Genomic DNA, 13,494 nt, shown 5'->3' on the forward strand with positions numbered 1-13,494 from the left:
CAATCTCTTTAAAACAAAAAAGTCGGAAGAAAAATCTTCCGACCATGACTGGAAATTATTCTCCCTTTTTTTGTACCTTTTTCAATCCTTTTCGGAGATAAAAATCTAAATAAACCAATAGTAAACCTGCATTCACAAACACGAAAACCATCATTACCGTTGGATTAATTAGTTTGTCTATGTCAGCATCTAAATCAAATTGAATCAGTTTGCCAACCGTAAACTTTGCGGTAGCGAAGGCATAAACCAAAATCCCAAGCAATGTAATAGAGAAAAATCCGCCGATGGCATAAATAATACGGGAATCAACTCGAGTTTTTAGCTGGACAGGAGCAATTTCATGCTGCACTTTGTCCATTACGTTCCGCATAAATGACATGGAAGGTTCATCAATTTCCGTTTCTGCGGCAATCATTTGATTTAATTCAAGCAATTGCTGATAAAGATTGCTGTACGCAGCATCAGTTGCTAGCTTAGCTTCGATAGCTAGTTTCTCGGTTTCAGAGCAATTGCCATCAATATAGTTCCAAAGTTGTTCTTCTTGCATTGTCATATTAACTCCTTTGTTTCATCTTTTAACAAAAATTGTAATTTATCTTTCAAACGATGTCTCGCTCTATGCAGCTTCACCTTCACCGTGTTAGGATCCATGGCAAGCGCAATGCCAATTTCTTCTAAACTTTGCTCCGCTTTATAAAAAAGTGTAATAATGGCAGCATCATCAGGCAAAAGCATAGCTATGGCTTCGTTTAAATACTTATAGTTAGATTTTCTTTCTACTAAATCAGCATCAAAAGCGTTGTTGGTATTGGGCAACTGCAACACTTGTTCTTCATCATCAATAGAAGTCGAATTTAATTTTTTCTTTCGCAAATAGGTCATTGCCGTAGTATACGTGATGGTGTACAACCACGTTGAAAATTTAGAAGTTTGTTTGAAAGTTCCCAATGCTTTGTACGCTTTAATGAAGCAATCTTGAGCAATTTCTTCTGCATCTTCCCTATTTTTTGCAAAGCGCAAGGCCAAAGTAAAAACAAACCGTTGATGACGGCCCACCAACAGGGCATAATTAGCCGTATTTCCAGCTAAAATGGAGTTGATGAGTTCTAAATCTGTGGCTATTTGCTGCATTACTTACTATGACGCAAAGTATTTAATTCGGGTTACAGCAATTTACAAATTTGTTTGGAGTAGGGTAATTGGTTAATCGTGTAATTGATTAACCGGTTAACTGACTACACGTATGCTCTCCGCAATGCCTAATCATCTAAACCCGCAACCATAAATTATAAAACCATTACATTAATGCGAAACTGCCTTTAAGCCCACAATGGAACCTATTAATGTGATAATGAAAAACACCCGCCAAAAACTTACCGGATCTTTAAAAAAGAAAATGCCCATTAGTACGGTACCTACAGCTCCAACGCCAGTCCAAACTGCGTAAGCAGTACCTATGGGCAAAGTTTGTGTTGCTTTAATAAGCAAAAGCATGCTAATAGTTAGCGATATTAAAAAGCCAGCAAACCACCAAGCTGCCTCTGTGCCAGAAGTTTCTTTTACTTTTCCTAAACAAGAGGCGAAGGCCACTTCAAATAAGCCTGCAATAATTAATATCACCCAATTCATTTCATTATTTATTTAGTGTACTGGCAAAATTAACTTTTTTAATGGCAGGGTGTAACCTATTTTTTTTTGAGGTTGTCATAGCTATCAGAACACGGTTCAGAGAAATTAAAAAGAATATTTAACAAAAAATTATAAAGTTATGGGAGGCAAAGAATTAATACCAATTGTGCTATTTATAGGCTCATTCTCCTTGGTTTTCGGCATCAGATATTTGATTAATAAAGAGAAGATGGCCATGATTGAAAGAGGAATTGATCCTGGACTTAGAAAAGCGACACCAAAACCATTTATCAGTTTAAAATTTGGGCTGTTATTGGTTGGACTAGGCTTAGGTTTATTAGTGGCATTATTTACAGTTAGAGGAGTTTTTGGAAGCGAAATGAAGGATGCAGAACAAGGACAGGCAGTAGCTATCTATTTCGGAAGTATTTTCATCTTCGGCGGTTTAGGTTTGATCACATCTTATGTGATAGAGAAAAAGTGGCTTGACCAACAACCATAGTAATGAACTTCTATTTTAGGAAACCACGATGCTGTAGCACCGTGGTTTTTTCGTTTTAGCGACGAATGCATGGATTTCATCGTTGCGAAGGATAAGTTTGATCCTTTATATTCTGTAAGATTTGCGAAGTTTTAGAAACTTCGCAAATCTCCAAGCTATCATTAAGCTTTACTGCTGTTCATCGCCTTGAGGAACTTGATCAGTACAGCTTCGTCATTTTTCAAGGCTTTTTTCTCATCAGCTTCCGTTACTGCAATTTTATTAAGGTAACGTTTCAATTCGCCTTTCTCAAATGCTTCTAACACTAAGGGATAAACATAGGAACTTTTACAAACAGCACGGGTATTTCCCAGCTTAGCCGCTACGCAATCTAATGCGGCAACTACATGTTTTTTTGCAGAAATCTCTGGGTTTTGGTTACTGCAAATAGCCAGCTGCCTCAAGGCTTCCAAAGTCCCGCCCCAAGTTCTAAAATCTTTTGCTGTAAAATCATCACCGGTAATTTCTTTAATATATTGGTTAATCATTCCCGAATCTACCGCTCTCCGTTCGTTGTATGCATCGTAGTATTGGAAAAGATCCTGCCCCGGAATATCGCGGCTTTTTTTAACCAGTTTCACCAGGCGTTTATCAGTAAGTTTAACTTCTTGGCTCACCCCTTTTTTCCCAACAAAACATAAAAATGTACCGTTAGATTTTTGCTTCAAATGCTTGTCCTTCAAAGTACTTAAGCCGTAGCTATTATAACTTTTTTCGTAAGCGGCCGTACCAATTCGAATTAAAGTTTCCTGCAAAACTTTAACACAAAGCGCTAGTACTTTGCGTTCATCGAAATTGCGTCGACGTAAGTCTTTTTCCACTTGCAGCCTTGCTTTGGGTAGTGCCTTTCCAAACTCCAAAAGCCGGAAATATTTATGGTTTGATCTGCGGTTTACCCACTCTTGATGATAGCGATATTGCTTGCGTCCGGCGGCATCAACGCCAACAGCCTGTAGGTAGCCGTTTTTCTTTGGTGATATCCAAACGTTAGTCCAAGCTGGAGGTAAAACCAGTTTCTGTATGCGTTCCAGGGCAACAGCATCTGTAACCTTGTTTCCCTTATGATCTTCGTATTTGAACTTGCCAGGGGCGCCTTTACGGTAAATCCCTCCCTTTTCTGGACTAACAAAAACCAATTGACTATTATTAATGATATCAGCTGTGCTTACCATGATTGTTATTTATGGCAAAAACAACAATCAAGAGCAAATAGTTTTGTTGCTCGCTACGCGAAATTTAAAGGAGCTAAAATATTGATGTAAGCTAGTAATACACCCTTATCCTTGTGGTTTGGGCAAAATCGCTACTGTTAGTCGGCTTACGCAATTCATTTTGCCTTTATCAGTATATAGTTTGATTTCCCAAAGATGCGTTTTTGCACCTATGTGAAGCGGCTTACATATGCCTTTCACCAAGCCACTGCTTACCGGCCTAATGTGATTGGCATTCACCTCTAAGCCAACGGCAATGTGCTTATCAGGATTAATGCACATATAAGATGCAATGCTCCCCAATGTTTCGGCCAAAACCACCGAAGCTCCGCCATGCAAAATTCCTGCTGGCTGGTGCGTACGCTCATCAACCGGCATAGTAGCCACTAAATAATCGGCACCAACTTCAGTAAACTCAATACCAAGTAATGCTCCAATATGGTTTTTAGGCCTACTATTTAATTGTTCAGGTGTAAATTCTTTGAACCAAATCATATGTTAAGTTTAAAGCCAAAAATAAAAGTCAAAATGTAACCGTACAAACTTTACAAATTCGACTATAAATATCTTTCTTCTATAATTTTTTGATGGTGAATTACATGCCCCGCTAACACGAAAACTATGGCCCTAACGCTAATTTCTAAATCATTTGCCACGCCTTTTCTATTCAATTCTTCTTCATTTAAAGATTTAATCAAAAATAAATTGGCCTTTCTAAGTAATCCAAATTCTTCTGCCAAGTCTGCTAATTCGCTTTGCGAAAAATGAGCATGAGCTACATAGCTATCCTCATCAAAGCCTGGCAACGAAGCTTTTTCTCCTCTTGTAATACACATTAAACGGTACACCAATACGCGTTCCGTGTCAATCATGTGTCCAAGCAACTCTTTGATGGTCCACTTTCCGGGTGCATAGGCATAATCTGCCTTAGCTTGTAAACCACGCATAAAGTTTGGGAAATCAGTTGCCTGTGCTGCTAGTGTTGTTATTACACTATCACCTACTAGGCTAATGTATTTTTCAGCCCAACGGGGATATTCTGGTGTTTGTGGTTGGTTCATAAGTGATACTGCTTTTTAAAATGATGCGGAAGGTTGTTCCCTTTCCTATTTCTGATTCTTTTACGAAAATTTGTCCTCGGTGGTAATTCTCTACGATACGCTTGGTTAGCGATAAGCCCAAGCCCCATCCCCTTTTTCTGGTAGTGTAGCCCGGTTGAAAAACAGTGTCAAACTTCGATCGATGAATTCCCCTTCCAGTATCGGTAACATCAATAAACACCTCCTCTTTGGTGAGGTTTTCAATGATATTTACAGTAATGGTACCATCGTTATCAATGGCGTTAACTGCGTTTTTCAACAAGTTTTCTATCACCCAATCAAATAAAGGAATCGATAACATGGCTCTTACTTGGGTATCACCGGTAATTTGGAAGTTGATTTTTTCCGAAGCTCTTACTTTAAAATAATTCACAAAGTTATTGATAACCACAAAGACAACGTGATCTTCCAAAAGTGGCTTAGAACCTATTTTAGAGAAACGATCGGCAATGATTTCCAGGCGTTGAATGTCGTTTTCCATTTCCGCTACCAAGGGATCATCCTCGGCATCGAAACGGGTTTTGATGAGCTCTGTCCATGCCATTAGCGATGAAATGGGCGTACCTAGCTGGTGCGCAGTTTCCTTGGCCATACCTACCCAAACTTGATCTTGCTCAGCCCTCCTAGCGGCACTAAATCCAACGTAAGCAGTGAGTAAAAATAAAGCAATCACACCTAATTGTATGTAAGGGAAAAACCGTAGCTGCGTCAGCATACTCGAATCCTTATAGTAAGCAATGAGCGGCTCGTCGTCAATTCCTTTCATTTTTGCCGGCCTGTGCTGGTCTTTCATTTTACGCAACTGCTTTTCAAAATAAAGCGAATCGTATTGCTTGGCTTTGTTGTCTGGGTAAAATGTTTTGGTCGTATCTAAACCATCCCACAAATAAATAGAACCATCGGTTTTAGTGATGATTACATCCATTTTATTGTTCTTTTTAATGGTTTCGAAAACGTCTGTCAGCTGTTCGTTATCGTACATCAACATTCGCTGCTCGGCCACTTTAACCCAAAGTAAAAATTGGGTGGCTTCTTCCCTTTCCATCTTTTTAACGAAAAAATTGGTGTATACCACCGATGCTGCCCCAATAACGATGGCAAATATCAACAGGAAAAGTTTCCAACGTCGCTTTTTTTGGTAGGGATTCATTTGAGTTGCAAAATACAATATCAGAACGGAAAAACTACAAAACCATTGTGCTTTTTCAAAAGTGTAATCGCTTCCTTGCCCATCAAAAAGACATAAAACCGAAGAAAAACATATCTTTGCGCTGGCAAAAGATGGAAGTTTTAGTATCCCATCTAAGCCAACACTACATGCTTAACATAACCATGAACAAAGAAGTTAGAGTAAGATTTGCGCCAAGCCCAACCGGAGGCTTACATTTAGGAGGTGTTAGGACCGCCCTTTTCAACTACTTATTTGCTAAAAAACATAACGGAACTTTTATTTTACGGGTTGAAGATACCGATCAAACCCGTTTTGTGGAGGGAGCCGAAGAATACATTGTAGATTGCTTAGCGTGGTGCGGTATTGCTCCCGATGAAAGCCCACAAAAACCCGGTGCTTTTGGCCCGTACAGACAAAGCGAACGCAAGCCAAGTTACCGTCAATATGCCGAGCAATTGGTTAACAGCGGCTATGCTTACTACGCCTTTGATACAGCCGAAGAGCTTACCGCAAAACGAGCACAAGAGCCAAATTTCTTATACGGTCAAAAAAGCCGCATGCAAATGCGCAACTCATTAACACTTACACAAAGTGAAGTTAGTGAGCTTTTGGCACAAAATGCACCACATGTAATTCGTATTAAAATGCCTGCTAACGAGCAAGTAACATTTACGGACATGATTAGGGGCGAAGTAACTTTTGACACCAATTTGGTTGATGATAAAGTGTTACTTAAAGCAGACGGCATGCCTACTTATCACCTAGCAGTGGTGGTGGACGACCGTGCCATGCAAATTTCACATATTTTTAGAGGGGAAGAATGGCTGCCATCTGCACCAATACATTTATTGCTTTGGGAATATTTGGGCTGGGGCGATGAAATGCCTAATTGGGCACACTTGCCGCTAATTTTAAAGCCTGATGGCAATGGTAAGCTCAGCAAACGCGATGGCGATAGACTGGGTTTCCCGGTTTATGCCATGAACTGGACTGATCCCAAAACTGGAGATTTGACCAAAGGATTTAAGGAACTAGGCTTTATGCCTGAAGCTTTCGTGAACCTTTTGGCATTGTTGGGTTGGAATGATGGAACGGATAAAGAAATTTTCACGCTAAACGAATTAATTGATAGCTTCAGCGTTGAGCGAATCAGTAAAGCGGGAGCCAAATTCGATTTTGAAAAAGCAAAATGGTTCAACCACGAGTGGATTAAAAATTCGCCTGTTGAGCAGTTAATTGCAAACGTGCAAACGGAACTTAGTAGCGCTGGGATAACAGTTACAGATGGTGAAAAATTGGCAACAGCCATAGCATTGGTAAAAGATAGGTGCACTTTACTGTCTGATTTTGTGAGCCAGTTGGGCTATTTCTTTGTGGCACCGCAGGATTACGACATATCTGCCATTGCGCCCAAATGGACTGCCGAAAAAACCAATTTCTTTGAAACTTTTGCACAAACTTTAAATATAGATGCTAGCGCTGCAGAATTAGAAACTGAATTTAAAGCCCTAGCGGAAAGCAAATCCTTAAAAGCCGGCGAAGTGATGTTGCCTTTGCGTATGATGTTGGTTGGCGGCAAATTTGGTCCTGGTGTTTTCGATATCGTTAAGTTTCTAGGAAAAGAAGAAACACAAAAAAGAATTGCCTACTGTTTGTCAAAACTTAATGCTTAGTTTGTTGTTTGATTTCAAATATATCATGCTATGCAATGGTTTGGAAAAGGTAGCGACAACATAGAGGATGGTCGCGGCGGTGGTGGCAAGCTAGCTCTTGGCGGCGGTTTGGGCATCATTGTAGTTTTAATTGGGTTGTTTTTTGGGCAAGATTTAACGGGCTTGGTAAGCCAGTTACCTGTTGCATCCGACCAAGCTAATGTGACAACTGGAAGTTCTCCAAACGATGATCCGCAGAAAAAATTTGTAAGCGGCGTACTAGAATCAACCGAACAAGTTTGGGACGCCCAATTTGAACAGATGGGCTTACAGTACCAGCATCCTACACTACGCATGTTTACCGATGGTGTACAAACAGCATGTGGCGGTGCTTCATCGGCAGTAGGGCCTTTTTACTGCCCTGCGGATAGCAAAGTTTACATTGACCTTTCATTTTTTGAGGAGCTAAAAACCAGATTTGGTGCCGCCGGCGATTTTGCCCAAGCCTACGTAATTGCTCATGAAGTTGGCCACCATGTACAAAATCTTTTGGGCACTTCCGAAAAAGTACAGCAAGCCCGTGGTAGGCTAAGCGAAAAAGAGTACAATAAACTTTCGGTAATGTTGGAGCTACAGGCCGATTTTTACGCCGGTTTATGGGCCCATCATGCGCAAAACTTAAAAGATTTTAGGCTTGACCCTGGAGATTTGGAAGAAGCCTTAACCGCAGCCAATGCCATTGGTGATGACAAACTTCAAAAACAAGCTACTGGACAGGTAGTTCCAGACTCCTTTACACATGGCAGCTCTGCCCAACGCATGTATTGGTTTAAAAAAGGTTTTGAAACAGGAGCCATCAATCAGGGAGATACTTTTAACTCTGAAAGATTTTGAAAGCATCTGAAAACTAATTGGAATAAAGCTATAAGTTTTAAATAAAATTTTATTCCAATCAATTTTATTTACATTTGGAAATGATCTTACTTGTTGACGATACTCCAGAGAACCTCATTTCTTTGAAAAACGTTCTCGAAAAACATGGTTTTGAAGTAGATACAGCTGGTTCAGGCGAAGAGGCGCTCAAAAAAGTGCTCAAAAACTCGTACGTACTCATCATTTTAGATGTGCAAATGCCAGAAATGGACGGCTTTGAAGTAGCCGAAGTGATTTCCGGTTACAGCAAAGCCAAAGAAACAGCAATTATTTTCTTATCCGCAGCAAATACCGAGTTTAGGTTTATTGCTAAAGGCTATTCTTCCGGCGGTTTGGATTATATTACTAAACCTGTCGACATCAACATTCTTCTTTTAAAGATCAAAACCTTTTATCGTATTTACGAACAAAGCCGTAAACTTAACGACATACAAAAGGCGCTATTGGAAGAAATCGAATTCAGAAAAGCCGCCGAAAGTAAAAAGGATGAATTCATCAGCATTGCTAGCCACGAACTGAAAACGCCACTTACAAGCGTAAAGGGCTATATCCAATTGTTGGAGCGTGGTTTGGCCAAAGGCGATATTGATTTGGTGAAAAGCCATCTTTCAAAAGCGCAAATACAACTCGAAAAACTGAATGGACTTATTGCCGATTTGCTTGATATCTCCAAAATAGAAAGTGGCAAGTTAAAGTTCAATAAACAATACTTTGATTTTGACCAGCTACTGGAGGGCATTATTGAAGTGTTACACCAATCAAATCCCGAATTTAAAATTATTAAGGAAGGAAAAGTAAGCACTCCAATATTTGCCGATGAAATGCGCATTGAGCAAGTGATTGTTAATTTCCTAACCAACGCCATTAAATACTCGCCTGGAACATGCGAAGCTAAACTAAATGTGCGATTGCAAAATAAGGAACTGTATTTGGGCGTACGGGATTACGGCATTGGAATGCGCCCGGAGCAAGTGCAACGAGTTTTCGAAAAATTTTATCGTGTTGAGGAAACATCTCAGCGTTTTCAGGGTTTAGGAATTGGGCTTTACATTTCCTCCGAAATCATCAAAAGACACGGCGGACAAATCAATGTTAAATCTAACTATGGTGAAGGTTCTGAATTTTATTTCACCATACCTATTGAACCATTGGTAGCCGAAGCAGATACTAATTGATTGAGCCGTAATGCGGCAAGCTATAACTGATTTAACGGATTAAAAAGTGCACCCAAAACGGTGGAACTCTAAATATTAACGGATGAAATTAACTTTAAAAAGTAACCTTCGCATAGGCTTAGGTATCTCTCTACTCCTACTCATCATTAGCTCAACGGCTTCTTTCATCAGTATTAAAAACTTAATTAAAAGCGCCGATTTGGTAGTGGAAAGCAATGGCATTATCAATGATGTAGACAACATCGTATCAATGCTAAAAGATGCGGAAACTGGCCAAAGGGGTTACCTTTTAACAGGTAACGAAGTATTTTTAGATCCCTACGAGAAAAGCATTAGCCGCACTGATTCTCTATTTAACCGTGTTTTTTTAGCCACAAAAGATAATGCTTTTGAACAGCAAAAACTTAACGAGCTAAAAACGGTAATAGATAAGCGGATGCAAATTTTGATAAGCACTATTGAGCTTAAGCGACAAAAAGGCCAAGTACTAGAACAAACCTTACTGCAGGGCAAAGTTTACATGGATAGTGCCCGTAAATTGATCCGCGAAATCAGGATCGAGGAACGTCGCTCCTTAGCAGAAAAAACAAAGGAAATGACCTCTTTAGCGGGTTTTTCTCCGTTTCTAATTATACTGGCTGCCCTATTATCCATCTTAAGTACAGTTTTCTTTTACAGGAAAGTAAGTGGCGAGTTTAACGAAAGAGTTTCCTTATTTAACCAATTGCAGCAAATTAACGAAGATACTGCAAAAAGGATTGAAACCATAAAAAGCATTGCGCACCAAATTTCTACCGGCAATTACAAAGTAAGGATTCACGAAACCTCTAAAGACGGGCTTGGTATTTTATCGTCATCTTTAAACGCCATGGCCGAAGCGCTACAAACTTCTTTCACCGCTTTGGAAGATAAAGATTGGATGCAAACTGGTATTGCGGTGCTTAATGAGAAAATGGTTGGCGATAAGGATACTGCTGCTTTAGCTTCAGATATTTTAGCTGCGGTAGTTGAGCATACCAAAAGTTTTGTAGGTGCATTTTATTTGTTGGAAGATGACGAGCAACTGCACCTTACCAGTGGTTTTGCCTTAAATATTAAAGAACAGCAGCGGAAAATTACCATTGGCGAGGGTTTAGTAGGCCAAGCATTCCAGTCGGAAAAGTTGATTTTACTCGAAAAAGTGCCCAACCACGAAGCTACCATCAGCTATGCTACGGGGCAAACCAAACCTACCTGCGTAATTGCTTTCCCAATTATTAGAAATGGCCTTGCCATGGGTGTTATTGAGCTAGCTACGGTACACGCTTATCCGCAGCGTAAAATAGATTTTCTTCAAAACATCTCTCCGAACATTGGCATTGCCATCAATGCGGCGCAAAACAGAAAGAAACTACAAGATTTCTTAGAAGAAACACAATCTCAAGCGGAAGAATTACAGGCACAGCACAGCGAGCTAGAAGCATTAAATGCGGAGCTAGAAGCGCAAACACAAAAAATACAGGCTTCGGAAGAGGAGCTGAGGGTGCAGCAGGAAGAATTGCTACAAAGCAATCAAGAACTGGAAGAAAGAAGTGCCCTTTTAGAAGAGCGTAATCAGCTGATTTTAGAGCGTAACCTTGAAATTAAACAAAAAGCAGAGCAGTTAGAGCAAAGCACCAGATATAAATCAGAGTTTTTAGCTAACATGTCGCATGAGTTGCGTACGCCTTTAAACTCCATTTTGTTACTCTCTAAATTAATGTCGGAGAGTGAAGAATTAGCAAAAGAATACACGGAATACGCATCAGTAATTCAAAGTTCCGGACAAGGTTTATTAAGCTTAATTGATGAGATTTTAGATCTTTCGAAAATTGAAGCTGGTAAAATGGAATTGGAAATTAGCGAGGTTCGTGTGGAAGAAATTACCGCCGATATCCGCTCCCTATTTATGCCGATAGCAAAAGATAAACACCTTGATTTGGTGATTGGCGTTTCTGGAGATACGCCTAATGCTTTCCACACGGATAAGATGCGCTTATCTCAAATTTTGAAAAACTTACTATCTAACGCCTTCAAGTTTACCTCACAAGGCAAAGTAAGTTTATCCATCGGTTATCAAGAAAAAAATGGCATGTTAAGCTTTTCAGTAGCCGATACGGGTATTGGTATTCCGAAAAATAAGCAGTCGTTGGTTTTTGAGGCTTTCCAACAAGCAGATGGTTCAACACGCCGTAAGTTTGGGGGTACTGGGCTTGGGCTTTCTATTAGCAAACAGCTTGCTAAATTGCTGGGCGGTACCATTACGCTGGAAAGTAAAGAAAATGAGGGAAGTACATTTACCTTGTATATCCCCCACAACTTTAACGAACGCAGCGACGATATTTTCGCCGAACTTCAGGAGGAAGAGGAAGCTAGCGCTAACCACGTTGTCTTAAACGAGCAGCAAGAGGAAAGTTTTGTGGTAACCAAAATTCCTGAGGATGTAGCTGATGACAGGGATCAAATTCAGGCTGATGATAGGGTAATTCTCATTATCGAAGATGATACTTATTTCGCCAAAACTTTACTGGACTTTACCCGTAAAAGAAACTACAAAGGCCTAGTAGCTGTGCGTGGTGATATTGGGATTGAAATGGCCCAAAAATATAGCCCGAGGGCAATTTTACTAGATATTCAGCTACCAATTAAAGATGGATGGCAGGTAATGGACGAGCTGAAAGGCAATCCCGCTACCAGACATATTCCGGTGCATATCATGTCTTCGTTATCTGCTAAAAAGCAGAGCTTGCAAAAAGGAGCTGTGGATTTCATTGATAAACCTTTTGCGCTAGAACACATGAAACAAGTGTTCGAAAAGCTAGAGCATGCCTTGAGCAAAAACCCTAAAAAAGTGCTTATTGTTGAAGAAAACAAGCAACATGCACAGGCGCTAAGCCACTTTTTAAGCAACGCCAACTTGCAAACTACGGTAGCTTCTAACATTTCGGATAGTATTGATGCCCTGCAAACTAAAGAGGTTGATTGTGTGATTTTAGACATGGGTATTCCAGATAAAAATGCCTACGAAACCTTAGAGGTGATTAAAAAGAGCGAAGGTTTGGAAAACTTGCCAATCATCATCTTTACTGGTAAAAATTTATCCAAAGGAGAAGAAAACCGAATTAAGCAGTATGCGGATTCCATTGTGGTAAAAACAGCGCATTCGTACCAACGTATTTTAGATGAGGCGGCGGTATTTTTACACTTGGTAGAAGAAAAGCGTGGAAACAAAAAAATCGAGCCTAAGGCTGCTACACTGCAAAACCTTAACGATGTGTTGAAGGACAAAGTGGTGCTTATTGCAGATGATGATGTGCGTAACATTTTCTCGCTAACCAAAGCATTAGAGCCGCACAAAATGAAAGTGATTCCGGCAACTGATGGCCGCGAAGCCTTAGAAGCCATTAAAGCTAACCCTAAAATAGATGTGGTATTGATGGATATGATGATGCCTGAACTGGACGGCTACGAAACCACAAAGCAAATTAGGGCAATGGCGGCTTACAAAAATCTGCCAATTTTAGCGGTTACTGCAAAAGCCATGCTTGGCGATCGTGAAAAATGTATCGCCGCTGGCGCATCTGATTATATCTCAAAACCTGTCGATATCGATCAGCTGATTTCATTACTTAGAGTTTGGCTTTACGACAAAATTAACTAGCACTTTTTATGCAAACCCAATTAAAAAAAATATTAATTATTGATGACGACAGCAGAAACATTTTTGCGCTCAAAGCTGTTTTAACTGCTAAAAAGTATGCCTGTTTAGCTGCCAATAGCGCTGCCGAAGGTTTTGATATCATTAAAAATGAAGGCGATGTAGCGGTGATTCTTTTGGACATGATGATGCCAGAAATGGACGGTTATCAGGCGCTGGCAAAGATGAAACAGGATGCGGATTTAAGAGATATACCCGTAATTGCCGTAACTGCGCAAGCCATGGTAGGCGACAAAGAAAGATGCCTTGATGCTGGAGCAACTGGTTATATTTCTAAACCCGTTAACGTTGAAGAATTGATTAAACTTTTAAATAATTATTTATAGTGCCTTATTCTGGAATAATA

Annotated in this window: 13 protein-coding genes; 6 read left to right on the top strand and 7 right to left on the bottom strand. The window is 40.0% G+C overall.

Annotated features, from left to right (window positions below; translation table 11 throughout):
* Positions 1-55 precede the first annotated feature (55 nt).
* The 3 genes from DUT68_RS10320 to DUT68_RS10330 form a co-directional block, all read right to left on the bottom strand.
* The gene (locus DUT68_RS10320) at positions 56-547 is read right to left on the bottom strand and encodes an anti-sigma factor family protein (RefSeq protein ID WP_157960836.1); all 492 of its coding nucleotides are present in this window, start codon (positions 545-547) and stop codon (positions 56-58) included.
* Positions 548-549: 2 nt separating this feature from the next.
* Complete coding sequence (locus DUT68_RS10325; RefSeq protein WP_113638122.1) at positions 550-1,131, bottom strand: RNA polymerase sigma factor; 582 nt, start codon at positions 1,129-1,131, stop codon at positions 550-552.
* Positions 1,132-1,302: 171 nt separating this feature from the next.
* A complete protein-coding gene (locus DUT68_RS10330) occupies positions 1,303-1,629 on the bottom strand; it encodes a DMT family transporter (RefSeq protein ID WP_113638123.1) in 327 nt (108 codons plus the stop codon).
* Between the two features lie 139 nt (positions 1,630-1,768).
* On the opposite strand from DUT68_RS10330, the gene DUT68_RS10335 reads away from it, so the two are divergent.
* Entirely contained in the window at positions 1,769-2,131 is a 363-nt protein-coding gene (locus DUT68_RS10335; RefSeq protein WP_113638124.1) for a DUF6249 domain-containing protein, read from the top strand.
* Between the two features lie 161 nt (positions 2,132-2,292).
* Here DUT68_RS10335 and DUT68_RS10340 read toward each other — a convergent pair whose 3' ends face one another.
* The 4 genes from DUT68_RS10340 to DUT68_RS10355 all read right to left on the bottom strand — a co-directional run bounded on the left by DUT68_RS10340 (position 2,293) and on the right by DUT68_RS10355 (position 5,631).
* Positions 2,293-3,342 carry a DNA topoisomerase IB gene (locus DUT68_RS10340; RefSeq protein ID WP_113638125.1) on the bottom strand — a complete coding sequence of 350 codons (1,050 nt, stop codon included), beginning with the start codon at positions 3,340-3,342 and terminating at the stop codon, positions 2,293-2,295.
* A 105-nt stretch (positions 3,343-3,447) separates the two neighbouring features.
* Positions 3,448-3,876: a hotdog fold thioesterase gene (locus DUT68_RS10345; RefSeq protein WP_113638126.1), complete on the bottom strand. Its 429-nt coding sequence runs from the start codon at positions 3,874-3,876 to the stop codon at positions 3,448-3,450.
* A gap of 62 nt (positions 3,877-3,938) precedes the next feature.
* Positions 3,939-4,442: a DinB family protein gene (locus tag DUT68_RS10350; protein ID WP_113638127.1), complete on the bottom strand. Its 504-nt coding sequence runs from the start codon at positions 4,440-4,442 to the stop codon at positions 3,939-3,941.
* Positions 4,402-5,631 (bottom strand): sensor histidine kinase, encoded by a 1,230-nt coding sequence (locus tag DUT68_RS10355; RefSeq protein ID WP_113638128.1) that lies wholly within the window; start codon positions 5,629-5,631, stop codon positions 4,402-4,404. The genes DUT68_RS10350 and DUT68_RS10355 overlap by 41 nt, the downstream gene beginning before the upstream one ends.
* A 182-nt stretch (positions 5,632-5,813) precedes the next feature.
* Here DUT68_RS10355 and gltX point away from each other — a divergent pair, with 182 nt between their 5' ends.
* The 5 genes from gltX (at position 5,814) to DUT68_RS10380 (ending at position 13,474) form a co-directional block, all read left to right on the top strand.
* Complete coding sequence (gene gltX / locus DUT68_RS10360; protein WP_113638428.1) at positions 5,814-7,325, top strand: glutamate--tRNA ligase; 1,512 nt, start codon at positions 5,814-5,816, stop codon at positions 7,323-7,325.
* 30 nt (positions 7,326-7,355) lie between these two features.
* On the top strand, positions 7,356-8,198 hold the full coding sequence (gene ypfJ / locus DUT68_RS10365) for a KPN_02809 family neutral zinc metallopeptidase (RefSeq protein WP_113638129.1): 843 nt from the start codon (positions 7,356-7,358) through the stop codon (positions 8,196-8,198).
* Positions 8,199-8,278: 80 nt separating this feature from the next.
* Entirely contained in the window at positions 8,279-9,412 is a 1,134-nt protein-coding gene (locus tag DUT68_RS10370; protein WP_113638130.1) for an ATP-binding response regulator, read from the top strand.
* 82 nt (positions 9,413-9,494) lie between these two features.
* The gene (locus tag DUT68_RS10375; RefSeq protein WP_113638131.1) at positions 9,495-13,091 is read left to right on the top strand and encodes a response regulator; all 3,597 of its coding nucleotides are present in this window, start codon (positions 9,495-9,497) and stop codon (positions 13,089-13,091) included.
* Between the two features lie 8 nt (positions 13,092-13,099).
* Positions 13,100-13,474, top strand: coding sequence for a response regulator (locus DUT68_RS10380; protein ID WP_113638132.1), 375 nt, complete (start codon positions 13,100-13,102; stop codon positions 13,472-13,474).
* Positions 13,475-13,494: the final 20 nt, after the last annotated feature.

Source organism: Pedobacter zeaxanthinifaciens (genome assembly GCF_003313335.1).
GTDB classification, from domain to species: domain Bacteria; phylum Bacteroidota; class Bacteroidia; order Sphingobacteriales; family Sphingobacteriaceae; genus Pedobacter; species Pedobacter zeaxanthinifaciens.